Below are 22,530 nucleotides of genomic sequence, written 5' to 3'. Positions count from 1 at the left end.
GCCGCCGTCACCGGCCCTTCGACTGGCCGCCGACGGCGTCGGTGTCCGCGTACTCCCGGCTCAGCCGGTCCATCTCGCCCTTCACCGCGTCATCGGTCGTCAGCACGTCGCGGCCGACCTGCTGCAGGATGCCCTGGAGCGAGCCGCACCGTTTGCTGACGTTCTCGGCGTACTTCTTCCAGGAGTCGTAGACGTCCTTCTGCGCGGCCGCGGTCAGGCAGCCCGTGGTGGCGCCGATCCCGGCCTGGCCGTCCGTCAGTTTGGTCAGGGCGGTCCCGATGGTCCCGCGCAGGGAGCCCACCCCCTCGCCGGCCGTGTTCCACGCCTTCTGGCTGGACTTCAGGCCGCCGGTCACGGCGCTGGGGCCGCTGTCGGGCTCGACCGGGACATGATTGAGCTGCATCGCAGCCGACTGCCGGCCGGCCGCCTGGGCCTTTATCTCTTCCCACTCGTCCCACGCCACGCGTAGCCCCCGTTTCCCACTGTGGATCGCCAGGCAGGAACACTACATCGCATCTGCAACAGGCAACTCATGAGTACCCGTACTCATGTGAGGGGACGTCCGAGGCGCCCGGGGCGCGTCACGGAAGCGACGAACGGCCGGGCGCCTGCGGGGCGTTGGCGAGGGAGGGGGCGGGGGGCGGTCAGCCCGTGCGGCGGATGAGCGCGAGGTACATCGCGTCCGTACCGTGCAGATGCGGCCACAGCTGGATGTCGGGACCGTCGCCGAGGTCCGGTACGCCGGGAAGCAGCGGGCGGGCGTCGATCAGCTCGGCGCCGCCGACCTTCTTCAGGACGTCGTCGACGACGACCCGGGTCTCGGCCAGGTGCGGGGAGCAGGTCGCGTAGCCGACGACGCCGCCGATCCGGACCGCGCGCAGCGCCTCGGTGAGCAGCCCGCGCTGCAGCGGGGCGAAGCCGTCGAGGTCGCCGGGGCGGCGGCGCCAGCGGGCCTCGGGGCGGCGGCGCAGCGCGCCGAGCCCGGAGCAGGGCACGTCCATCAGGACCCGGTCGAAGGCGCCCTCGCCCCACGGCGGACGGGTGCCGTCGGCGGCGATGACCTGGTACGGGCCGGGGTTGCCGGCCAGCGCGCGCTCGACCAGGCGGGCGCGGTGCGGCTGCTTCTCGGAGGCGAGCAGGGCGGCGCCGCGCTCGGCGGCGAGGGCGCCGAGCAGGGCCGCCTTGCCGCCGGGGCCGGCACAGCCGTCGAGCCAGCGGGCGTCGGGGCCGTCGAGCGGCGCGTTGGCGAGCGCGATCGCCACGAGCTGGCTGCCCTCGTCCTGGACGCCCGCCCGGCTCTCCCGTACGGCCTCGATGGTGCCGGGATCGCCGCCCTCCGCCATGCGGAGCGCGTACGGGGACCAGCGGCCGGGCTCGGTCTCGGTGGCCTCGGCCAGCTCCGCGACGGTGGCGCGGCCGGGGCGGGCGACCAGAGTGACCTCGGGCCGCTCGTTGTCGGCCGCGAGCAGCGCCTCGATGCCGGCCCGGCCGCCGCCGAGCGCGTCCCAGAGCGCGGACACCACCCAGCGGGGGTGCGAGTGGACGACCGCGAGGTAGTCCTCGGCGTCCTCGTCGTACGGCGGCGCGACCCGCGCCACCCAGGTCTCGAAGTCGTCCTGCGCGATCTTGCGGAGGACGGCGTTCACGAACTTGGCCCGCCCGTCCCCGAGCACCACCCGCGCCAGCTCCACGGTCGCGGACACGGCGGCGTGGCTCGGGATCCGCGTCCCGAGCAACTGGTGGGCGCCGAGCGACAGCACGTCGAGCACCGGCGGGTCGACCTCCCGCAGCGGCCGGTCCACGCACGCCGCGATGATCGCGTCGTACGTCCCCTGCCGCCGCAGCGTCCCGTACACCAGCTCGGTCGCCAGCGCCGCGTCCCGCCCGTCGAACCCCTCGTTCTTCTCCCGCGCCTTCTTCAGCAGCGGCGGCAGCACGAGGTTGGCGTACGCGTCCCGCTCGTCGACGGCCCGCAGCACCTCGAACGCGAGGATCCGGACGGGATCCTTCTTGGGCCGGCGGTGGGGCCTGGGGGCCTTGCCCGAGGTGGGCTGGGGCGCACGACGACGTGCCTGCTCGCTCAAAGGTGCTCCGCGTGACGAAATGAGGGGTCGAACCCCCTCAGCCTACGTCCGCGCGCCACGACCGGGGAAAACGGGCCCGCGGGGCCCGGTCAGGCCCCGACGCGCTCGCCCGCCGCGATCCGTACGCCGCGGGCCCAGTCCGCCGCCTTCATCGGCTTCTTGCCCTGGGGCTGGACCCAGAGCAGTTCGACGGCGTGGGAGCCGGTGCCGACGTACACGTTGTTCTTGCCGACGGCGAGTTCGCCGGGGGCGAGGTCGGTGCGGTCCGGGAGGAGGGCGACCTGGATGAGCTTGAGGCGTTCGCCGCGGAAGAGGGTCCAGGCGCCGGGGGCCGGGGTGCAGCCGCGAACGACGCGGTCGACGCGGAGGGCCGGGGCGGTGAAGTCGACGTGGGCGTCCTCGACCTGGATCTTCGGGGCGAGGCTGATGCCGTCGGCGGGCTGCGGGACCGCCTTCAGGGTGCCGTCCTCGATGCCGTCCATGGTCGCCGCGAGCAGCCCGGCGCCCGCGAAGGCGAGCCGGGTGAGCAGGTCGCCGCTGGTGTCGGTGGGGCGGACGTCCTCGGTGACGACGCCGTACACCGGCCCGGAGTCCAGGCCCTCCTCGATCTGGAAGGTGGACGCGCCGGTCACCTCGTCACCGGCCATGATCGAGTGCTGCACGGGCGCGGCGCCGCGCCACGCGGGCAGCAGCGAGAAGTGCAGGTTGACCCAGCCGTGGGTGGGGATGTCGAGGGCGACGCGGGGCAGCAGCGCGCCGTACGCGACGACCGGGCAGCAGTCCGGCGCGATCTCCCGCAGCCGGGCCAGGAACGCCTCGTCGCGCGGCCGCTCCGGCTTCAGGACCTCGATCCCGGCCTCCGCCGCCCGCTCGGCGACGGGGCTCGCGACGAGCCGCCGCCCGCGCCCCGCGGGGGCGTCGGGCCGGGTGACGACGGCGGCCACCTCGTGCCGCCCGGAGGCGAGCAGGGCGTCCAGGGCGGGTACGGCGACCTCGGGGGTGCCGGCGAAGACGAGCTTCACGCGCGAAAACCTCGTATCTCGGGGCGTAGGAAGGGCAGCGCACCAGTCTAGGCCGCGTCCGCCCGCGACACCCCCGGGGGCGTACGCGAGGACGAGCGCCCCGCGCATATGCGTATACGCCCCCGCAGCGTGACCCAACTCCCCGTGGCGCGTTGGTCAAGAGAGATTGACCGAAACGGGTCGCCCTCCCCCAGCGACCCGCCCCTTTTCACGCCGGTTCGAGAGGCTCATCCATGGCCGACCACGCAACCCACGACGCCCAGGCCCGGGCAAGTCTGCACCTGCTCGTGCGGGACATCGAGCGGGTCCGGCGGCAGGTGGACGCACTGCGCACGCTGACGGCCCAGCTGGGCAATGTCTACCGCCCTCGCCGCTCCGCCCCTTCGACGGGCTTCGTCGTCTACGGGCGCGCCCCCGCCCCGACCGTCCGTCTCGCGCAGGAACTGCGGGACAGCGTCGAGACCCTGGTGACCGCGGCCGTCGACTTCGACCGCTCGCTCGGGTTCTCGTGGGACGCGGTGGGCTCCGCGCTCGGAGTCACCAAGCAGGCGGTGCACCGCCGTTACGGTTCCCGCCGCGCCCCGCAGCCGGGCGGCGGCCCCCTGGAGCAGGACCGTACGCAGGAGGCGGGCGCGACGCGCACGCTGCCGGTCGTCCCGCCGGCCCGCAGCATGCCCCCGCAGCCGACCTCCGGCAGCCGGACCCTGCGCGAGGAGCCGCGCCCGCCGGCGTTCCCGGCCCCGCGCAACGGCTGACCGGCAGCGGCGCAGCCGATGCGCCCCCGGCCCGCGCAGCGGTCGAACACCGCCCGGCCGCCGACCCGCTCGTCGGTGTTCCCCGCCCCGCGCGACGGCTGACCGGCGCCCAGCCGCCCCCCGAAGGCCGCCCGCCCCCGCGAGCGGCCTTCACGCTGTCGGGCGTTCACGCGGGCGGGCGGCCTCCGCTCAGCCGCGCGCGGCCTCGGGCAGTCGGACGGCTGTCAGCCGATGTCCGGCGGGTCCACCCGGACCCGTACCGGTTCTCCGCCGCCCCGTGCCAGGCGGGCCGCCTGGGCCTGCTTCAGGGCGGTGGCCAGGGCCGCGCCGCTGCCCGGCGGGACGCGGATCAGGGCCCGCTCCCACTGTTCGCCCGGCGGGGTGTCGCCGGGGCGGCGCGGGCCGCCGGGGCGGGTGACGGGGAGTGGCACGGGGCCCAGGATCTCGGCGTCCGGGGGCAGTTCGGCGGCGGCCAGGAACGCGGCGAGGGCCTCCGGCGGGCCGGAGGCGGCCGCCATCCGGGAGACCGGCGGGAAGCCCAGCTCGGCCCGCTCGGCGAGCTCGCGCTGGGCGTGGCCGACCGGGTCCCAGCGGACGAGGGCCTGCACGGGCCGCAGGGTCGGCTCGGCGACGACCACGACGGTGCCGCCGTCCCCCTGGCCACGGACCAGCGAGGCCGCGTCGATCCAGCGCCGCAGCGCCTCCTCGCCGGCCCGCAGGTCGGGGCGGCCGAGCATGGCCCAGCCGTCGAGGAGCAGCGCGGCCGCGTAGCCGCCGTCGGCGACGGGTTCGGCGCCGGGGGTGCTCACCACCAGGGCGGGGCGCCCGGGGACCCGGTCGAGGACGTGGTCGCGACCGGAGGTCCGTACGGGCACGGCCGGAAACGCCCGGCCCAGCTCCTCGGCCGTGCGCCGGGCGCCGACGACCTGGGCGCGCAGCCGGTCGGAGCCGCAGGCCACGCAGTGCCAGTCGGGCGCGCCCCGGCCGCACCAGCCGCAGTGCAGCTCCCGCTGCTCGGGGGCCTCCAGGGGCCCGGAACAGTGCCGGCAGCGGGCGGGCGTCCGGCACCGCTCGCACGCCAGCCTCGGTACGTAACCCCGGCGCGGGACCTGGACGAGCACCGGGCCCGTCTTCAGTCCCTCGCGCACCACCTGCCAGGCGAGCGTCGGCAGCCGGGCGGCGCGGGCGGCCTCGTCGCGGGCGAGGTCGGTGTCGCCGACGGTGCGGACGAGCGGCGCTGCCGTACGCACCCGCTCGCGGGCCGGCAGCAGGGGCTGGGCCCAGCCGGACTCGACGAGCTGGGCGGCCTCGACGGTGCAGCTGGTGGAGCCGAGCAGGAAGGCGCAGCGGTCGTGGGCGGCGCGCAGCAGCAGCACGTCCCGGGCGTGCGGCTGCGGGGCGTGCGGCTCGCTGTGGCTGGAGTCGCCGTCGTCCCAGATGACGGCGAGCCCCAGCTCCCGTACGGGTGCGAACATGGCCGCCCGGGTGCCGACGACGGCCCGCACGGCGCCGCGCCGGACGGCGAGCCACTGCGCGTACCGCTTCTCGGGGCCGGCCTCGGCGGTGAGCAGGGCGTGCCGGCCCTCGCCGAGCAGCCCGGTGAGGGCCGCGTCGACGCGGGCGGCGACCCTGCCGTCGGGGACGACGACGAGCGCGCCGCGCCCGGAGGCGAGGGTCGCGGCGACGGCCCGGGCGATCTCCTCGGCCCAGTGCGGACCGGGCAGCGCGTTCCACACAGCCCGCGGCGCGCCGCCGCGCGCCAGCGACTCCAGGAACGCGGCCCCCCGCTCGTAGCGCACCCAGCTCCCCGGCGCGGGCGCGGCGGGCGGCGGCAGCGGCTCGGGCGAGGGCTTGCGCTCGGCGCTCGCGTTGCGCGGCGGCACGGCGAGCTGGAGCACGTCGGCGAGACTCCCCGCGTACCGGTCGGCGACCGCCCGGGCGAGCCCGAGCAGCTCCGGCCCGAGCACCGGCTCCGGTGACACGACGTCGGCGAGCGCGGCCAGCGGCCCCGAGTAGTCCGACTCGGCGCGCCGCTCCACCAGGAACCCGTCGATCAGCCGCCCGCCCTCGCGCCGCCCGCCGCGCACCTTGTGCGCCCCGGCCCCGAACCGCACCCGCACCCGCACTCCGGGCTGTGCCGCCGCGTCCAGCTCCTCCGGCACGGCGTAGTCGAAGAACTGGTCGAGGTGGAGCACGCCCTTGTTCACCACGACACGGGCCACCGGCAGCTCCTTCGCCAGCGCGGCCCCCCGCCACGTCCGCGGCTTGGCCCGCGGCACCTTCGCCTGCCGCACGGTCTCCCGGATGAGCGCGAGCTGCTCGGGCTCCGGCTGCCCGGCCGGCCCCGGCTCCCCCACGCCCGACTTCTCGTTCTCGCTGCTCACAGCGTCATACCTACCAGACGCCTCGGACAATGCCCGCCGCACGGGATCGGCCACGTACTGGCCGAATCGGCGCTCTGTCGGCCCCGCCGGTGCAGGTGGAAACGTGAAACAGCCTGGACCGCCTTGTTGCCGCGTCGCCACCCGACCCAGGCTGTTTCGCGGCATGAGGGGAGCGAAGGTGGAAGCGTTGTCGAAGTTCGGTCCAGAGCTGCGCCGGAGACGGCTGGCGATCGGAATGACGCTGGACGGCCTCGCGGTGCGGGTCCACTAGAGCAAGGCACAGCTGAGCAGCTTGGTGCAGCACCAGCTCAGCGGCGAGCTGGCCACGATGCAGCCCGATCCGACCGGCCGGGTGCTCGCCATGGCCGAGAACATCCAGGTGACGCTCTCCGACGCCGACCGCGAGCGGCTCGACAAGCTGGCGACCGTACGCAAGGACGAGGCCGTCTGGGAGCACGAGCGCAAGTGGGAGCAGAGCAAGCGGGCGTATCTGGGCGAGGACGTGCTGACGTCGACAGGCAGCGCGGTCGTGTGGTGGCTGGCCAGGAACGACGACCAGGTGGACAAGGCGGTGGCGGACATCGGCCTGCTCGCCCAGCTCACGTCGGTGGCCAACGGCCGGCCGGTGCCGGAGCAGCTGCGGCGCTACGTGGACGGTCCGCAGGCGGAGTGGTCATCCGGTGAGGAGGCTGCCGAGGAGGAGGGCGAGCGGAGGGCCGGCACTCTCGCCGACGCGTTCGTACAGATGATGGACGACGCCGGGCTGGGCGCGGAGGATCCGCGTCGGACGCTTCTCCTGCGACGGATGGCCGAGGCCACCCGAGCGGCCCAGATGCCCGGGGCGGAGACTCTGGAGCAGCTCGCGGACGAAGCGGAATGCCCCTACCGCGCCTCCGACGAGGAAGACGGGGAAGTCGGGGAAGCGGCGAAGCCGGACGACCACGAGGACGGGGGTGGCGACGACTTCCGCGCCCTATGACACGACGAAGGCCCGGCACCCCCAGGGTGCCGGGCCTTCGTCGACCACAGTGCCGCTTACAGGCCGGCGGCCTTCTTCAGCGCGTCCACGCGGTCCGTGCGCTCCCAGGTGAAGTCCGGCAGCTCACGGCCGAAGTGGCCGTAGGCGGCGGTCTGGGCGTAGATCGGGCGGAGCAGGTCGAGGTCGCGGATGATCGCGGCCGGGCGGAGGTCGAAGACCTCGGCGATGGCCTGCTCGATCTTGTCCGTGTCGACCGTGTTGGTGCCGAAGGTCTCGACGAAGAGGCCGACGGGCTCGGCCTTGCCGATCGCGTACGCGACCTGGACCTCGCAGCGGGAGGCGAGGCCCGCGGCGACCACGTTCTTGGCGACCCAGCGCATGGCGTAGGCGGCCGAGCGGTCGACCTTGGACGGGTCCTTGCCGGAGAAGGCGCCGCCACCGTGGCGGGCCATGCCGCCGTAGGTGTCGATGATGATCTTGCGGCCGGTGAGGCCGGCGTCGCCCATCGGGCCGCCGATCTCGAAGCGGCCGGTCGGGTTGACCAGGAGGCGGTAGCCGTCGGTGTCGAGCTTGATGCCGTCCTCGACGAGCTGCTTGAGGACGTGCTCGACGACGAACTCGCGGATGTCCGGCGCGAGGAGCGACTCGAGGTCGATGTCCGAGGCGTGCTGCGAGGAGACGACGACCGTGTCGAGGCGGACGGCCTTGTCGCCGTCGTACTCGATGGTGACCTGGGTCTTGCCGTCGGGGCGCAGGTACGGGATGGTCCCGTTCTTGCGGACCTCGGTCAGGCGGCGCGAGAGGCGGTGCGCGAGGTAGATCGGGAGCGGCATGAGCTCCGGGGTCTCGTCCGACGCGTAGCCGAACATCAGGCCCTGGTCGCCGGCGCCCTGCTTGTCGAGCTCGTCCTCGTCGCCCTCGACGCGGGCCTCGTAGGCGCTGTCGACGCCCTGCGCGATGTCCGGGGACTGCGACCCGATGGAGACCGAGACGCCGCAGGAGGCGCCGTCGAAGCCCTTCTTCGAGGAGTCGTACCCGATCTCGAGGATCTTGCCGCGAACGAGGGTGGGGATGTCCGCCCACGCCTTGGTGGTGACTTCACCTGCGACGTGCACGAGGCCGGTGGTGATCAGCGTCTCGACGGCGACGCGGGAGGTGGGGTCCTCCTTGAGCAGCGCGTCGAGGATGGTGTCGCTGATCTGGTCAGCGATCTTGTCGGGGTGACCCTCGGTCACGGACTCCGAGGTGAACAGTCGACGGGACACAACGCTCCCTGGGGTTGCAGCGGCTGCTGGCTATCGATTGCGGACCGGCAGGGGGCTGCGCCCCGCGACGTTCCGAGAACAGTCTATCGGGCACGATCGGGCAGATGGCCAGGTCCCCGGCCGTGGATAGCGTGATCTGTGCGGTATCCGACCTTGAACCGCGCGATGATCAGGCCCCAGACCTGGCCCTTTGTCCGAAAGTGCGGGGTTTCCCGTCGCCGGCCCGGCGCCGTGCGCACGCCGTGCCGCGTTGACGCGGAATTCACTCCGACACGGTACGCAGACGCGGCAGCACGAGGTCCCAGACCGTCTCCGCGAGGGCCTCCTTCGGCCCGTGCGGTACGGGGGTCTCGGCGCCGTCGGCGGCGAGGACCACCGCCTCGTTCTCCTCCGAGCCGAAGGTCTTGCGCTCCCCCACCTCGTTGACGACCAGCAGGTCACAGCCCTTTCGGCGGAGCTTGGTGCGTCCGTTGGCGAGCACGTCGTCCGTCTCGGCGGCGAAGCCGACGACGACCTGGCCGGGCAGCGCGCGCTCGGCGGAGATCTCGGCGAGGATGTCGGGGTTGCGGACCAGCTCGATGGTGGGCGCGCCGCCGTCGTCGGTCTTCTTGATCTTTCCGGTCGCGTAGGAGGCGGGGCGGAAATCGGCCACCGCCGCCGCCATCACGACCGCGTCCGCGTCCGCGGCGGCCTTCAGGACGGCCTCGCGGAGCTGGACGGCGGTGCCGACCCGCACCACGTCGACGCCCGCCGGGTCGGGCAGCCCGGTGTTGGCCTCGATCAGGGTGACCCGGGCGCCGCGGGCCGCGGCGGCCTTGGCGAGGGCGTAGCCCTGCTTGCCGGAGGAGCGGTTGCCCAGGTAGCGGACCGGGTCGAGGGGCTCGCGGGTGCCGCCGGCGCTGACCACGACATGGCGGCCGGCCAGGTCGGGCACCGCGACCCCCCGAGCGAGGACGCGACGGCAGATCTCGAAGATCTCGCCGGGGTCGGGCAGCCGGCCCTTGCCGGTGTCGACGCCGGTGAGGCGGCCGACGGCGGGCTCGATGACGACGGCGCCGCGGCGGCGCAGCGTGGCCACGTTCTCCTGGGTGGCCGGGTGCTCCCACATCTCGGTGTGCATGGCCGGGGCGAAGACCACCGGACAGCGGGCGGTGAGCAGGGTGTTGGTGAGCAGGTCGTCGGCGAGGCCGTGGGCGGCCTTGGCCAGCATGTCGGCGGTGGTGGGGGCGACGACGACGAGGTCGGCGGCCTGGCCGATGCGGACGTGCGGGACCTCGTGGACGCTCTCCCAGACCTCGGTGGAGACGGGATTGCCGGAGAGGGCGGACCAGGTGGCCGCGCCGACGAAGTGCAGGGCGGAGTCGGTGGGGACGACACGGACGTCGTGCCCGGACTCGGTGAGCCGGCGCAGCAGCTCGCACGCCTTGTAGGCGGCGATGCCGCCGCTCACGCCCAGGACGACCTTCGGCTTGGTCACGATTGCCACTCCCCGCACTCGGATGCGTACGACTCCATGAGACACCACAGGCCCGGCGGATGTTCCGCCGGGCCTGTGGTCGATACTGCCGGGTGCGGTGCTTACTGGACCGGGCCCTCGATGGCCTCGGAGGTCAGCAGGCCCGCGTTGATCTCGCGCAGCGCGATCGAGAGCGGCTTCTCGTGGACGTGGGTGTCGACGAGCGGACCGACGTACTCGAGCAGGCCCTCGCCCAGCTGCGAGTAGTACGCGTTGATCTGGCGCGCGCGCTTGGCGGCGTAGATCACGAGGCTGTACTTGGAGTCCGTCGCCTCGAGCAGCTCGTCGATCGGCGGGTTGATGATGCCCTCGGGCGCGGTGATGGAAGAGGACACGCTCTACCTTCCGAAGATGGATATCCGATCACGGATCATGACGGATAAAAGATCAGACAACGTTCATCAACGTTAGCAGCTCGCGCGCGACGTCCTCGACCGAGGTGTTGACGAGCGTGGTGTCGAACTCCGACTCGGCCGCGAGTTCGATCTTCGCGGCGTCCAGCCGGCGCTCGATGACCTCGGGCGACTCGGTGCCGCGGCCGGTGAGCCGGCGGACCAGCTCCTCCCAGCTCGGCGGGGCCAGGAAGACCAGCTGGGCCTCGGCCATGGAGTCCTTCACCTGGCGCGCGCCCTGGAGGTCGATCTCCAGGAGTACGGGCTCGCCGGCCTCCAGGCGGTCGAGGACCGCGCGGCGCGGGGTGCCGTAGCGGTTGCCCGCGAACTCGGCCCACTCCAGCAGCTCGCCGTTGGCGACCAGCTTGTCGAACTCGTCGTCCGTGACGAAGAAGTACTGGACGCCGTGCTTCTCGCCGGGCCTCGGCTTCCGTGTCGTGGCCGACACCGAGAGCCAGACCTCGGGGTGGACCTTGCGCATATGAGCGACGACCGTGCTCTTCCCCACCCCGGAGGGGCCGGAGAGCACGGTCAGCCGCGGACGTACCTCTGCTGCCATGCAGCGATTATTCCAGCTTCACCGGGGTGCCCGGGACGCGCGGTCCCGGGCCGCCGGTGCCGCCGGGGCGCACTCAGGCGCCGGCGCCGCCGAACTCGCGCTCCAGGGAGGCGATCTGGTTGGAACCGAGACCGCGCACACGACGGCTCTCGGAGATGCCGAGGCGCTCCATGATCTGCTTGGCGCGGACCTTGCCCACGCCCGGCAGGGACTCCAGCAGCGCGGAGACCTTCATCTTGCCGATGACGTCGTTCTCCTGGCCCTGCTTGATGACCTCGTGGAGCGAGGCGCCGGAGTGCTTGAGTCGATTCTTGACCTCGGCCCGCTCCCGGCGAGCCGCGGCGGCCTTTTCGAGCGCGGCTGCGCGCTGTTCAGGGGTAAGGGGCGGAAGAGCCACGCCTACGTCACCTCGGATGTCGAACTGTCGGATACGGACCGGTGGGAAGCCGGGCACGCCACACGAGTGGAGCGCCCACACCAGTGGAGCAGCGAACCGCGTGGAGTACGCCGAACGCCGACTCTGTCCCGGAGACTAGCGGCCACGGGCGCTCCAGTCAGCGAGAACAGAGGAAAAGTCCTGGTCAGCATCGACCGACCAGGACTTTTCGGGCATTTCGACCCGATTTTGGGTCAACTTTTGTCAAGGAGTGAGACGGCTCAGACACGCCGCTCCGACCTGCGGATTGGCGAGAAAGCGCCCCGGAAGGCCTCCGGGGTGCCTCAGCCGGCCACGGACTCCCGGATCTCGTTCGCGTAGCGTTCCGCCGCGGCGCGCAGCGCACCGGCGTCCGGACCCGCCTTCAGGACCCCACGGCTGACGTTCGGGACCACGTTGCGGACGGCCGCGCCGAACACCTTCGGCAGGTCGGCCGGGGTCGCACCCTGGGCGCCGATGCCGGGCGCGAGCAGCGGGCCGTTGATGTCCAGGTCGAAGGCGGACAGATCGCCGAGCGTGGCGCCGACGACCGCGCCGAAGGAGCCCATCGGGGTCTCCCCCGCGTTCTCCTCGGCCAGGTGCGCCAGCATCGTCGCGCCGATGGTCCGGCCGTCCTCGCGGACCGCGCGCTGCACCTCCGCGCCCTCCGGGTTGGAGGTCAGGGCGAGGACGAAGAGCCCGGCGCCGGACGCGCGGGCGAGGTCGACGGCCGGCTTCAGGGAGCCGTAACCGAGGTACGGGGAGACCGTCAGCGCGTCCGAGAAGAGCGGCGAGTCGGGGCGCAGGAACGCCTCCGCGTAGGCGCCCATGGTGGAGCCGATGTCGCCGCGCTTGGCGTCCATCACGACCAGGCCGCCGGCCTGCCGCAGATCGGCGGTCGCGCGCTCCAGGACGGCGACGCCGCGCGAACCGAAGCGCTCGAAGAAGGCGGCCTGCGGCTTGAAGACGGCGACGGTGCCGGCCAGCGCCTCGACAACGGTGTACGTGAAGCGCTCCAGGCCCGCGATGTCGTCGGCCAGGCCCCAGGAGTCGAGCAGCGCCGCGTGCGGGTCGATGCCGACGCACAGCGGGCCGCGCTCGTCCATGGCGGCGCGCAGGCGGGTGCCGAAGGGGGCCAGGGCGGGGGCCGGGTTGTTCTCCAGGGTCACTTCGCGGCCTTTCGGGTGTCGGCGCCGACGGCCTCGGCGAGGGTGGCGTACGGGGAGGCCGCGAGGCGCGCGGCGAGGCCCTTGTGGATGGCGCGGGCGTAGAACGGGCCCTCGTAGATGAAGGCGCTGTAGCCCTGGATCAGGGTGGCGCCGGCCAGGATCCGCTGCCAGGCGTCCTCGGCGTTCTCGATGCCGCCGACGCCGACGAGCACCATCCGGTCGCCCACGCGCGCGTAGAGGCGGCGCAGCACCTCCAGGGAGCGCTGCTTGACGGGGGCGCCGGACAGGCCGCCGGTCTCCTTGACGAGGGCCGGGTCGGACTTCAGGCCGAGGCCCTCGCGGGCGATGGTGGTGTTGGTGGCGATGATGCCGTCGAGGCCGAGCTCCAGGGCCAGGTCGGCGACGGCGTCCACGTCCTCGTCGGCGAGGTCGGGGGCGATCTTGACCAGGAGCGGGACGCGGCGGCCGGTCACGGAGCGGTCGGCGGCCTCGCGTACGGCGGTGAGCAGCGGGCGCAGCGACTCGGTGGCCTGGAGGTTGCGCAGGCCCGGAGTGTTCGGCGAGGAGACGTTGACGACCAGGTAGTCGGCGTGCCGGGCGAGCCGCTCGGTGGACTTCACGTAGTCGGCGGCGGCCTCGGCCTCGGGCACGACCTTGGTCTTGCCGATGTTGACGCCGACAACGGTCCTGAAGACCGGGTTGCGGGCGGCCAGGCGGGCGGCGACGGCGGCCGAGCCCTCGTTGTTGAAGCCCATGCGGTTGATCAGGGCGCGGTCCTGGACCAGCCGGAAGAGCCGCTTCTTGGGGTTGCCCGGCTGGGCCTCGCCCGTCACGGTGCCGATCTCGACGTGGTCGAAGCCCAGCATGGACATGCCGTCGATGGCGACGGCGTTCTTGTCGAAGCCGGCGGCGAGGCCGAAGGGGCCGTGCATGCGCAGGCCCAGAGCCTCGGTGCGCAGCTCCTTGTGGCGCGGGGCGAGGACGGCCGCGACGAAGGTGCGCAGGACCGGGGTGCGGGCCGCGAGCCGGATCCAGCGGAAGGCCAGGTAGTGGGCCTTCTCGGGGTCCATCCGCTTGAAGACCAGGTTGAAGAAGAACTTGTACATATGCCTCAGATGTCCAGGTCTGCTCGTGACGAGGGGGACACCGGCAGGTCGTGCCGGTGCCCCCCTCGTCGTTCGGGCTGCTTAGTCGCGGGCCGCGGTCAGGTGCTCCGCGTGCTCCTGGAGCGAGCGGACGCCCACCTCGCCGCGTCCGAGGGCCTCGATGCCCTGGACGGCCGCCGCGAGGGCCTGGACCGTGGTCAGGCACGGGACGGAGCGGGCCACCGCCGCCGTACGGATCTCGTAGCCGTCGAGGCGGCCGCCGGTGCCGTACGGGGTGTTGACGATCAGGTCGACCTGGCCGTCGTGGATGAGCTGGACGATGGTCTTCTCGCCGTTCGGGCCCTCGCCCTCGGACTGCTTGCGCACGATCGTGGCGTTGATGCCGTTGCGCTTGAGCACCTCGGCCGTGCCGGAGGTGGCGAGCAGTTCGAAGCCGTGGGCGACCAGCTCACGGGCCGGGAAGATCATCGAGCGCTTGTCCCGGTTGGCGACCGAGATGAACGCGCGGCCCTTGGTGGGCAGCGGGCCGTAGGCGCCGGCCTGCGACTTGGCGTACGCCGTGCCGAAGACCGCGTCGATGCCCATGACCTCGCCGGTGGAGCGCATCTCCGGGCCGAGGACGGTGTCGACACCGCGGCCGTGCACGTCGCGGAAGCGCGACCACGGCATCACGGCCTCCTTGACGGAGATCGGCGCGTCGAGCGGCAGGGTGCCGCCGTCGCCGGTCTTCGGCAGCAGGCCCTCGGCGCGCAGCTCGGCGATGGTGGCGCCGAGCGAGATGCGGGCGGCGGCCTTCGCGAGCGGCACCGCGGTCGCCTTCGAGGTGAAGGGGACGGTGCGGGAGGCGCGCGGGTTGGCCTCCAGGACGTACAGGATGTCGCCGGCCATCGCGAACTGGATGTTGATCAGGCCGCGCACGCCGACGCCCTTGGCGATGGCCTCGGTGGAGGCGCGCAGGCGCTTGATGTCGAAGCCGCCGAGGGTGATCGGGGGCAGGGCGCAGGCCGAGTCGCCGGAGTGGATGCCGGCCTCCTCGATGTGCTCCATGACGCCGCCGAGGTACAGCTCCTCGCCGTCGTAGAGCGCGTCGACGTCGATCTCGATGGCGTCGTCGAGGAAGCGGTCGACGAGGACCGGGCGGGTCGGGGAGATCTCGGTGGACTCGGCGATGTACGCCTCCAGGCGCGCCTCGTCGTAGACGATCTCCATGCCGCGGCCGCCGAGCACGTACGACGGGCGCACGAGCACGGGGTAGCCGATCTCGTCGGCGATGGCCTTGGCGCCGGCGAAGGTGGTCGCGGTGCCGTGCTTCGGGGCCGGGAGGCCCGCGTCGGCGAGCACCTGGCCGAAGGCGCCGCGGTCCTCGGCGGCGTGGATGGCCTCCGGGGAGGTGCCGACGACCGGCACGCCGTTGTCCTTGAGCGCCTGGGCGAGACCCAGCGGGGTCTGGCCGCCGAGCTGGACGACGACACCGGCGATGGGACCGGCGAGCGACTCGGCGTGCACGATCTCCAGGACGTCCTCCAGGGTGAGCGGCTCGAAGTAGAGCCGGTCGGAGGTGTCGTAGTCCGTGGAGACGGTCTCCGGGTTGCAGTTGACCATCACGGTCTCGTAGCCCGCGTCGCTGAGCGCGAAGGAGGCGTGGACGCAGGAGTAGTCGAACTCGATGCCCTGGCCGATGCGGTTCGGGCCGGAGCCCAGGATGATCACGGCGGGCTTGGTGCGCGGCGCGACCTCGCTCTCCTCGTCGTACGAGGAGTAGAAGTACGGGGTCTTGGCGGCGAACTCGGCGGCGCAGGTGTCGACCGTCTTGTAGACCGGGCGGACGCCGAGGGCGTGCCGTACCTCGCGGACGACGTCCTCGCGCAGGCCGCGGATGTCGGCGATCTGGGCGTCGGAGAAGCCGTGCCGCTTGGCCTCGGCGAGCAGCTCGGGGTCGAGCTTCTCGGCGGCGGCGAGCTCGTCGGCGATCTCCTTGAGGAGGAAGAGCTGGTCGACGAACCACGGGTCGATCTTCGTGAACTCGAAGACCTCCTCGGGCGTGGCGCCCGCGCGGATGGCCTGCATCACCGTGTTGATCCGGCCGTCGGTCGGGCGGACCGCCTCGCGCAGCAGCTCGGCCTTGTCGCCCGGCTCGCCGGTGAAGGCGAACTGCGAGCCCTTCTTCTCCAGGGAGCGCAGGGCCTTCTGCAGGGCCTCGGTGAAGTTGCGGCCGATCGCCATGGCCTCGCCGACCGACTTCATGGTCGTGGTCAGCGTGGAGTCGGCGGACGGGAACTTCTCGAAGGCGAAGCGCGGGGCCTTGACGACGACGTAGTCGAGGGTCGGCTCGAAGGAGGCCGGGGTCTTCTCGGTGATGTCGTTCGGGATCTCGTCCAGCGTGTAGCCGACGGCGAGCCGGGCGGCGATCTTGGCGATCGGGAAGCCGGTGGCCTTGGAGGCGAGCGCGGAGGAGCGGGAGACGCGCGGGTTCATCTCGATGACGATGATGCGGCCGTCTTCCGGGTTGACCGCGAACTGGATGTTGCAGCCGCCGGTGTCGACGCCGACCTCGCGGATGATCGCGATGCCGATGTCGCGCAGCACCTGGTACTCGCGGTCGGTGAGCGTCATCGCCGGGGCGACGGTGATCGAGTCACCGGTGTGCACGCCCATGGGGTCGAAGTTCTCGATGGAGCAGACGACCACGACGTTGTCGTGCTTGTCGCGCATGAGCTCCAGCTCGTACTCCTTCCAGCCGAGGATGGACTCCTCCAGGAGCACCTCGGTGGTCGGGGAGAGCGTGAGGCCCTGGCCGGCGATGCGGCGCAGCTCCTCCTCGTCGTGGGCGAAGCCGGAGCCGGCGCCGCCCATGGTGAAGGAGGGGCGGACGACGACGGGGTAGCCGCCGAGCGTCTCGACGCCCTTGAGGACGTCGTCCATCGAGTGGCAGATGACCGAGCGGGCGGACTCGCCGTGGCCGATCTTGGCGTTGACGGCCTCGACGACGCCCTTGAAGAGGTCGCGGTCCTCGCCCTTGTGGATCGCCTCGACGTTGGCGCCGATGAGCTCGACGCCGTACTTCTCGAGGACGCCCTGCTCGTGCATGGAGATCGCCGTGTTGAGGGCCGTCTGGCCGCCCAGCGTCGGCAGGAGGGCGTCGGGGCGCTCCTTGGCGATGATCTTCTCGACGAACTCCGGGGTGATCGGCTCGACGTAGGTGGCGTCGGCGATCTCCGGGTCGGTCATGATCGTGGCCGGGTTGGAGTTGACCAGGATGACGCGCAGGCCCTCGGACTTGAGGACCCGGCAGGCCTGGGTGCCGGAGTAGTCGAACTCGGCGGCCTGGCCGATGACGATCGGGCCGGAGCCGATGACCAGGACGGACTGGATATCGGTGCGCTTAGGCACGCTCGGCCTCCATGAGGGTCACGAAGCGGTCGAAGAGGTACGCGGCGTCGTGCGGGCCCGCGGCCGCCTCGGGGTGGTACTGGACGGAGAAGGCCGGCTGGTCGAGCAGCTGCAGGCCCTCCACGACGTTGTCGTTCAGGCACACGTGGGAGACCTCGGCGCGCCCGAAGGGGGTCTCGGAGACCTTGTCGAGCGGCGCGTCGACGGCGAAGCCGTGGTTGTGCGCGGTGACCTCGACCTTGCCCGTGGTGCGGTCCTGGACCGGCTGGTTGATGCCCCGGTGGCCGTACTTCAGCTTGTAGGTGCCGAAGCCGAGCGCGCGGCCGAGGATCTGGTTGCCGAAGCAGATGCCGAAGAGCGGGGTCTTGCGGCGCAGGACCTCCTGCATGACGGCGACGGGGCCGTCGGCGGTGGCCGGGTCGCCCGGGCCGTTGGAGAAGAACACACCGTCGGGGGCGACGGCGTAGACGTCCTCGGCGGTGGCGGTGGCGGGCAGCACGTGGACCTCGATGCCGCGCTCGGCCATCCGGTGCGGGGTCATGCCCTTGATGCCGAGGTCGACGGCGGCGACGGTGAACTTCTTCTCACCGATCGCGGGGACGACGTACGTCTCCTTGGTGGCGACCTCGGCGGAGAGGTCGGCGCCGCTCATCTCGGGCGCCTGGCGGACCTCGGCGAGCATGGTGCCCTCGTCGGGGAGTGCGCTGCCGGAGAAGATGCCGACGCGCATGGCGCCGCGCTCGCGCAGGTGGCGGGTGAGGGCGCGGGTGTCGATGCCCTGGATGCCGACGACGCCCTGGTGGCGCAGCTCCTCGTCGAGGGAGCGCTGCGCGCGCCAGTTGGAGGGCACCCGGGCGGGGTCGCGGACGACGTAGCCGGCCACCCAGATGCGGGCGGACTCGGGGTCCTCGTCGTTGACGCCGGTGTTGCCGACGTGCGGGGCGGTCATGACGACGACCTGGCGGTGGTACGACGGGTCGGTGAGGGTCTCCTGGTAGCCGGTCATGCCGGTGGAGAACACGGCCTCGCCGAAGGTCTCCCCCACGGCCCCGTAGGCGCGGCCGCGGAAGATGCGGCCGTCCTCCAGGACGAGTACGGCGGGAACCTTGCTGGCTCCCCTGGTGGAGGTTGTCATCGTGCGATGCCTTCCGTCGTGCTTGCGGTGTTCAGGTTGTTCAGGGTCTCGACCCAGGCGGCATGGTCGTCCGCCCGGTCGGCGCGGAAGCCGGAGTCGAGCAGCTTGCCGCCGTGCTCCCAGGTGACGACCAGGAGGCCGCCCTCGGTGAGGACCTTGCCGGCGATGCCCTTGTCGAGGCGGGCCTCGCGCAGGGCCGCGGCCGGGATGAGGAAGTCGTTCGCCCCAGGGCGTACGACGCTGATCCCGGCGTCCGTCAGGGTGAGCTCGGCGCGGCTGCGCAGCCCGAGGCCGTGGGCGACGATCCGGTCGAGCCACTGTCCGGCGGTGGTGGAGCCGTGATAGCGGCCGCTGAGCCTCAGCTTGGCCTCACCCGGGGCCTGCGGCACCTCGGGGAGTTCCGGGAGGTCGGACTGGAGGCTGCCGCGCCACTTCCATCCCTGGCGCATCAGCCAGTAGACGAGGGTGATGAAGAGCAGCAGTCCGGCGACCCAGCCGAGCCGTCCGGCCCAGTCGGTGACCTCGGCGGACTTCTGCTCCGCCGCGAGGTGCGCCAGGGTTGCGAGTGGTACGAGTGGTGTCACGCCAGCTTCCCGTCGACGAGCGTTGCCCGGCCCCGCAGGAAGGTGTGGGTGACGCGTCCCGGCAGCTCGCGGCCCTCGTAGGGGGTGTTGCGGCTGCGGGAGGCGAAGTCGGCGGGGTCCACGACACCACGGTATGCCGGATCGACCAGGGTCAGGTTGGCGGGCTCACCTGCCGAGACGGGGCGTCCGTGCCCCGTGGCCCGGCCGATCTGCGCGGGCTTGACGGACATCCGGTCGGCGACGCCGGCCCAGTCGAGCAGTCCGGTCTCGACCATCGTCTGCTGGACCACGGAGAGCGCGGTCTCCAGGCCGACCATGCCCATGGCGGCGGCGGCCCACTCGCAGTCCTTGTCCTCGTGCGGGTGCGGGGCGTGGTCGGTGGCGACGATGTCGATGGTGCCGTCGGCGAGGGCCTCGCGCAGCGCCATCACGTCACGCTCGGTGCGCAGCGGCGGGTTGACCTTGTAGACCGGGTTGTACGAGCGGACCAGCTCGTCCGTGAGGAGGAGGTGGTGCGGGGTGACCTCGGCGGTGACGTCGATGCCGCGGGACTTGGCCCAGCGGACGATCTCGACGGAGCCGGCCGTGGAGAGGTGGCAGATGTGCACGCGGGAGCCGACGTGCTCGGCGAGGAGGACGTCGCGGGCGATGATCGACTCCTCGGCGACCGCCGGCCAGCCGCCGAGGCCCAGCTCGGCGGAGACGACGCCCTCGTTCATCTGGGCGCCCTCGGTGAGCCGGGGCTCCTGGGCGTGCTGGGCGACGACGCCGCCGAACGCCTTCACGTACTCCAGGGCGCGGCGCATGATCACGGCGTCGTCGACGCACTTGCCGTCGTCGGAGAAGACGGTGACGCCGGCGGCGGAGTCGTGCATGGCCCCGAGCTCGGCGAGCTTCTTGCCCTCCAGGCCGACGGTGACGGCGCCGATGGGCTGCACGTCGCAGTAGCCGGCTTCCTTGCCGAGGCGGTAGACCTGCTCGACGACGCCGGCGGTGTCGGCGACCGGGTGGGTGTTGGCCATGGCGAAGACGGCCGTGTAGCCGCCGGACGCGGCGGCGCGGGTGCCGGTGAGGACGGTCTCGGAGTCCTCTCGGCCCGGCTCGCGCAGATGGGTGTGCAGGTCGACGAGGCCGGGGAGGAGGATCTGGCCCTCGGCCTCGATCACCTGGGCGCCCTCGGCCGACAGGCCCGTACCGACGGCTTCGATGACCTCGCCGTCGATCAGGACGTCCTGCGCCTCGCCGCCGAGCACCTTCGCACCACGGATCAGGATCTTGCTCATGGGGTTCGGTTCTCCTCGGTGGTCAGGCGGTGGTGACGGGGGCGGCGGGCTCGGAGCCGCCGAGCAGCAGGTAGAGGACGGCCATCCGGATGGAGACGCCGTTGGCGACCTGCTCGACGACCGTGCAGCGGTCGGAGTCGGCGACCTCGGCGGTGATCTCCATGCCGCGGACCATGGGGCCGGGGTGCATGACGATGGCGTGCTCGGGCATCTTCGCCATCCGGTCGCCGTCGAGCCCGTAGCGGCGCGAGTACTCGCGCTCGGTCGGGAAGAAGGCGGCGTTCATCCGCTCGCGCTGCACACGCAGCATCATCACCGCGTCGGACTTCGGCAGCACGCTGTCGAGGTCGTACGAGACCTCGCAGGGCCAGCTCTCCACGCCGACCGGGACCAGGGTGGGCGGGGCCACCAGGGTGACCTCGGCGCCGAGGGTGTGCAGCAGGTCGACGTTGGAGCGGGCGACCCGGCTGTGCAGGACGTCGCCGACGAGCGTGATGCGCTTGCCGGCCAGGTCCTTGCCGAGACCGGCGTCGCGGCCGACCAGGCGGCGGCGCATGGTGAAGGCGTCGAGCAGGGCCTGGGTGGGGTGCTGGTGGGTGCCGTCACCGGCGTTGATGACGGGGGCGTCGATCCAGCCGGAGGTGGCCAGGCGGTACGGGGCGCCGGAGGCGCTGTGCCGGATGACGACGGCGTCGACGCCCATCGCCTCCAGGGTCTGCGCGGTGTCCTTGAGCGACTCGCCCTTGGAGACGCTGGAGCCCTTGGCCGCGAAGTTGATCACGTCGGCGGAGAGGCGCTTCTCGGCCGCCTCGAAGGAGATCCGGGTGCGGGTGGAGTCCTCGAAGAAGAGGTTGCAGATGGTCCGGCCGCGCAGGGTCGGAAGCTTCTTGATGGGCCGGTCGGCCACCCGTGCCATCTCCTCGGCGGTGTCGAGGATCAGGACGGCGTCGTCGCGGGTGAGGTCGGCGGCCGAGATGAGGTGACGCATCATCGGGGTTTTTCTCCGTGGTGGGGAGGATGAGGGCAGACGGGTGCGCAGGGGTGTGCCCCGGCTCCCGTCAGGGGCCGGTGAAGGTGTCAGGAGGCGGGCTTGCTGCCGAGCAGCACGGTGTCGCGACCGTCCTCCTCGGCGAGCTGGACCTTGACCGTCTCCCGCAGCGACGTGGGGAGGTTCTTGCCGACGTAGTCGGCGCGGATCGGAAGTTCGCGGTGGCCGCGGTCGACGAGGACCGCGAGCTGGACGGCGCGCGGGCGGCCGATGTCGCCGAGGGCGTCGAGCGCGGCGCGGATGGTGCGGCCGGAGAAGAGGACGTCGTCGACGAGGACGACGAGACGGCCGTCGATGCCGTCGCCGGGGATCTCCGTGCGCCCGATGGCGCGGGCCGGCTTCAGCCGCAGGTCGTCCCGGTACATCGTGATGTCGAGGGAGCCGACAGGGATGGCGGTGCCGGTGATCGATTCGAGCTTCTCGGCGAGCCGGCGGGCGAGGAACACACCGCGGGTCGGGATGCCGAGGAGGACCACGTCGTCGGCGCCCTTGGCGCGCTCGACGATCTCGTGGGCGATGCGGGTCAGAACCCGCGCGATGTCGGGGGCCTCGAGAACGGGCCTCGCCGTATCGGTGTACTGCGCTTGAGCGTCCATGTGAAAACGGACCTCCTTCTCCGCCTCACGGGACGGACCTTAAAGGACGTCGGAATTGCGCCGTCCACCTTACCAGGGGCGGACGGCGTGCCTGTTCACCACCCGTGCGCCACTCCGGGCGCCGTCCCTCGGGAGGGGGCGGTATGGACCATTCGGCTTGACGGGAGAGTGTCACGCTGCGTAACCTCACAGTGAGTTACCAGCCGCGCGGCGCAGCCGCACTTCGTCACAGCGAGCGGGAGCGTTATGTCAAGCGAATACGCAAAGCAGCTCGGGGCCAAACTCCGTGCGATCCGCACCCAGCAGGGCCTTTCCCTCCACGGCGTGGAGGAGAAGTCCCAGGGCCGCTGGAAGGCGGTCGTGGTGGGGTCCTACGAGCGCGGCGACCGCGCCGTGACCGTGCAGCGGCTTGCCGAGCTCGCTGACTTCTACGGGGTGCCGGTGCAGGAGCTGCTGCCGGGCACCACGCCGGGCGGGGCCGCCGAGCCGCCGCCGAAGCTGGTCCTGGACCTGGAGCGGCTGGCCCACGTGCCCGCGGAGAAGGCCGGCCCGCTGCAGCGCTACGCGGCGACGATCCAGTCGCAGCGCGGTGACTACAACGGCAAGGTGCTGTCGATCCGCCAGGACGACCTGCGCACCCTCGCCGTGATCTACGACCAGTCCCCCTCGGTCCTCACCGAGCAGCTGATCAGCTGGGGCGTGCTCGACGCGGACGCGCGCCGCGCGGTCGCCCACGAGGACGCGAGCTGACCTGCCGGGTCGTCGCAGAAACGTGCCGCCGGGGCCCCGGGAGCCCGAACCTGCGCTGGACCGGCGAGCGGCTGGAGTCGGCGGAGCTCGGTCGCGGT

20 protein-coding genes are annotated in these 22,530 nt (G+C 72.4%); 3 read left to right on the top strand and 17 right to left on the bottom strand.

The genetic code is table 11. The annotated features are described in order from the left end of the window. Nucleotides 1-7: 7 nt before the first annotated feature. The 3 genes from ACWEJX_RS26870 to fmt form a co-directional block, all read right to left on the bottom strand. Entirely contained in the window at nt 8-403 is a 396-nt protein-coding gene (locus ACWEJX_RS26870) for a hypothetical protein (protein WP_451609980.1), read from the bottom strand. Nucleotides 404-644: 241 nt separating this feature from the next. Beyond that, a complete protein-coding gene (locus ACWEJX_RS26865; protein ID WP_451609979.1) occupies nt 645-2,084 on the bottom strand; it encodes an RsmB/NOP family class I SAM-dependent RNA methyltransferase in 1,440 nt (479 codons plus the stop codon). Nucleotides 2,085-2,173: 89 nt separating this feature from the next. Further along, nucleotides 2,174-3,106: a methionyl-tRNA formyltransferase gene (gene fmt / locus ACWEJX_RS26860; protein ID WP_451609978.1), complete on the bottom strand. Its 933-nt coding sequence runs from the start codon at nt 3,104-3,106 to the stop codon at nt 2,174-2,176. A gap of 233 nt (nt 3,107-3,339) precedes the next feature. Between fmt and ACWEJX_RS26855 the strand changes: the two genes are divergently transcribed. Further along, nucleotides 3,340-3,861, top strand: coding sequence for a hypothetical protein (locus ACWEJX_RS26855; RefSeq protein ID WP_451609977.1), 522 nt, complete (start codon nt 3,340-3,342; stop codon nt 3,859-3,861). A 224-nt stretch (nt 3,862-4,085) separates the two neighbouring features. Here ACWEJX_RS26855 and ACWEJX_RS26850 read toward each other — a convergent pair whose 3' ends face one another. After that, nucleotides 4,086-6,245 (bottom strand): primosomal protein N', encoded by a 2,160-nt coding sequence (locus ACWEJX_RS26850; RefSeq protein ID WP_451609976.1) that lies wholly within the window; start codon nt 6,243-6,245, stop codon nt 4,086-4,088. 295 nt (nt 6,246-6,540) lie between these two features. Here ACWEJX_RS26850 and ACWEJX_RS26845 point away from each other — a divergent pair, with 295 nt between their 5' ends. Then, the gene (locus ACWEJX_RS26845; RefSeq protein ID WP_451609975.1) at nt 6,541-7,224 is read left to right on the top strand and encodes a hypothetical protein; all 684 of its coding nucleotides are present in this window, start codon (nt 6,541-6,543) and stop codon (nt 7,222-7,224) included. A gap of 56 nt (nt 7,225-7,280) precedes the next feature. On the opposite strand, the gene metK is transcribed toward ACWEJX_RS26845, so the two are convergent. The 13 genes from metK to pyrR all read right to left on the bottom strand — a co-directional run bounded on the left by metK (nt 7,281) and on the right by pyrR (nt 21,682). Continuing rightward, the gene (gene metK / locus ACWEJX_RS26840; RefSeq protein WP_451609974.1) at nt 7,281-8,489 is read right to left on the bottom strand and encodes a methionine adenosyltransferase; all 1,209 of its coding nucleotides are present in this window, start codon (nt 8,487-8,489) and stop codon (nt 7,281-7,283) included. A gap of 262 nt (nt 8,490-8,751) precedes the next feature. Continuing rightward, nucleotides 8,752-9,966, bottom strand: coding sequence for a bifunctional phosphopantothenoylcysteine decarboxylase/phosphopantothenate--cysteine ligase CoaBC (gene coaBC, locus ACWEJX_RS26835; RefSeq protein ID WP_451609973.1), 1,215 nt, complete (start codon nt 9,964-9,966; stop codon nt 8,752-8,754). Nucleotides 9,967-10,067: 101 nt separating this feature from the next. After that, nucleotides 10,068-10,340 carry a DNA-directed RNA polymerase subunit omega gene (rpoZ, locus tag ACWEJX_RS26830; protein WP_030810584.1) on the bottom strand — a complete coding sequence of 91 codons (273 nt, stop codon included), beginning with the start codon at nt 10,338-10,340 and terminating at the stop codon, nt 10,068-10,070. Between the two features lie 52 nt (nt 10,341-10,392). Beyond that, nucleotides 10,393-10,956, bottom strand: coding sequence for a guanylate kinase (gmk, locus tag ACWEJX_RS26825; RefSeq protein WP_451609972.1), 564 nt, complete (start codon nt 10,954-10,956; stop codon nt 10,393-10,395). 73 nt (nt 10,957-11,029) lie between these two features. Continuing rightward, nucleotides 11,030-11,353: an integration host factor gene (locus tag ACWEJX_RS26820; protein ID WP_030493613.1), complete on the bottom strand. Its 324-nt coding sequence runs from the start codon at nt 11,351-11,353 to the stop codon at nt 11,030-11,032. Between the two features lie 323 nt (nt 11,354-11,676). Continuing rightward, nucleotides 11,677-12,540 carry an orotidine-5'-phosphate decarboxylase gene (gene pyrF / locus ACWEJX_RS26815; RefSeq protein WP_451609971.1) on the bottom strand — a complete coding sequence of 288 codons (864 nt, stop codon included), beginning with the start codon at nt 12,538-12,540 and terminating at the stop codon, nt 11,677-11,679. Further along, nucleotides 12,537-13,646 (bottom strand): quinone-dependent dihydroorotate dehydrogenase, encoded by a 1,110-nt coding sequence (locus tag ACWEJX_RS26810; protein ID WP_403796722.1) that lies wholly within the window; start codon nt 13,644-13,646, stop codon nt 12,537-12,539. Before ACWEJX_RS26810 ends, pyrF begins: the two co-directional genes overlap by 4 nt. An 81-nt stretch (nt 13,647-13,727) precedes the next feature. After that, on the bottom strand, nt 13,728-17,036 hold the full coding sequence (gene carB / locus ACWEJX_RS26805) for a carbamoyl-phosphate synthase large subunit (protein WP_451609970.1): 3,309 nt from the start codon (nt 17,034-17,036) through the stop codon (nt 13,728-13,730). Next, nucleotides 17,029-18,171: a glutamine-hydrolyzing carbamoyl-phosphate synthase small subunit gene (gene carA / locus ACWEJX_RS26800; RefSeq protein ID WP_451609969.1), complete on the bottom strand. Its 1,143-nt coding sequence runs from the start codon at nt 18,169-18,171 to the stop codon at nt 17,029-17,031. The genes carB and carA overlap by 8 nt, the downstream gene beginning before the upstream one ends. After that, nucleotides 18,168-18,755: a PH-like domain-containing protein gene (locus ACWEJX_RS26795; RefSeq protein WP_451609968.1), complete on the bottom strand. Its 588-nt coding sequence runs from the start codon at nt 18,753-18,755 to the stop codon at nt 18,168-18,170. The genes carA and ACWEJX_RS26795 overlap by 4 nt, the downstream gene beginning before the upstream one ends. Then, complete coding sequence (locus ACWEJX_RS26790; protein ID WP_451609967.1) at nt 18,752-20,038, bottom strand: dihydroorotase; 1,287 nt, start codon at nt 20,036-20,038, stop codon at nt 18,752-18,754. Before ACWEJX_RS26790 ends, ACWEJX_RS26795 begins: the two co-directional genes overlap by 4 nt. Nucleotides 20,039-20,060: 22 nt before the next feature. Then, the gene (locus tag ACWEJX_RS26785) at nt 20,061-21,029 is read right to left on the bottom strand and encodes an aspartate carbamoyltransferase catalytic subunit (RefSeq protein ID WP_451609966.1); all 969 of its coding nucleotides are present in this window, start codon (nt 21,027-21,029) and stop codon (nt 20,061-20,063) included. A gap of 86 nt (nt 21,030-21,115) precedes the next feature. Then, nucleotides 21,116-21,682, bottom strand: a complete 567-nt coding sequence (pyrR, locus tag ACWEJX_RS26780; RefSeq protein WP_451609965.1) for a bifunctional pyr operon transcriptional regulator/uracil phosphoribosyltransferase PyrR — start codon at nt 21,680-21,682, stop codon at nt 21,116-21,118. A 246-nt stretch (nt 21,683-21,928) separates the two neighbouring features. Between pyrR and bldD the strand changes: the two genes are divergently transcribed. Further along, the gene (bldD, locus tag ACWEJX_RS26775) at nt 21,929-22,432 is read left to right on the top strand and encodes a transcriptional regulator BldD (protein ID WP_403796741.1); all 504 of its coding nucleotides are present in this window, start codon (nt 21,929-21,931) and stop codon (nt 22,430-22,432) included. The last annotated feature ends 98 nt before the right edge of the window (nt 22,433-22,530 follow it).

This window comes from Streptomyces sp. NPDC004788, from assembly GCF_053601115.1.
The sequence above is the reverse complement of the archived record's forward strand: the minus strand, read 5'-3'. Positions and strand labels throughout refer to the sequence as shown.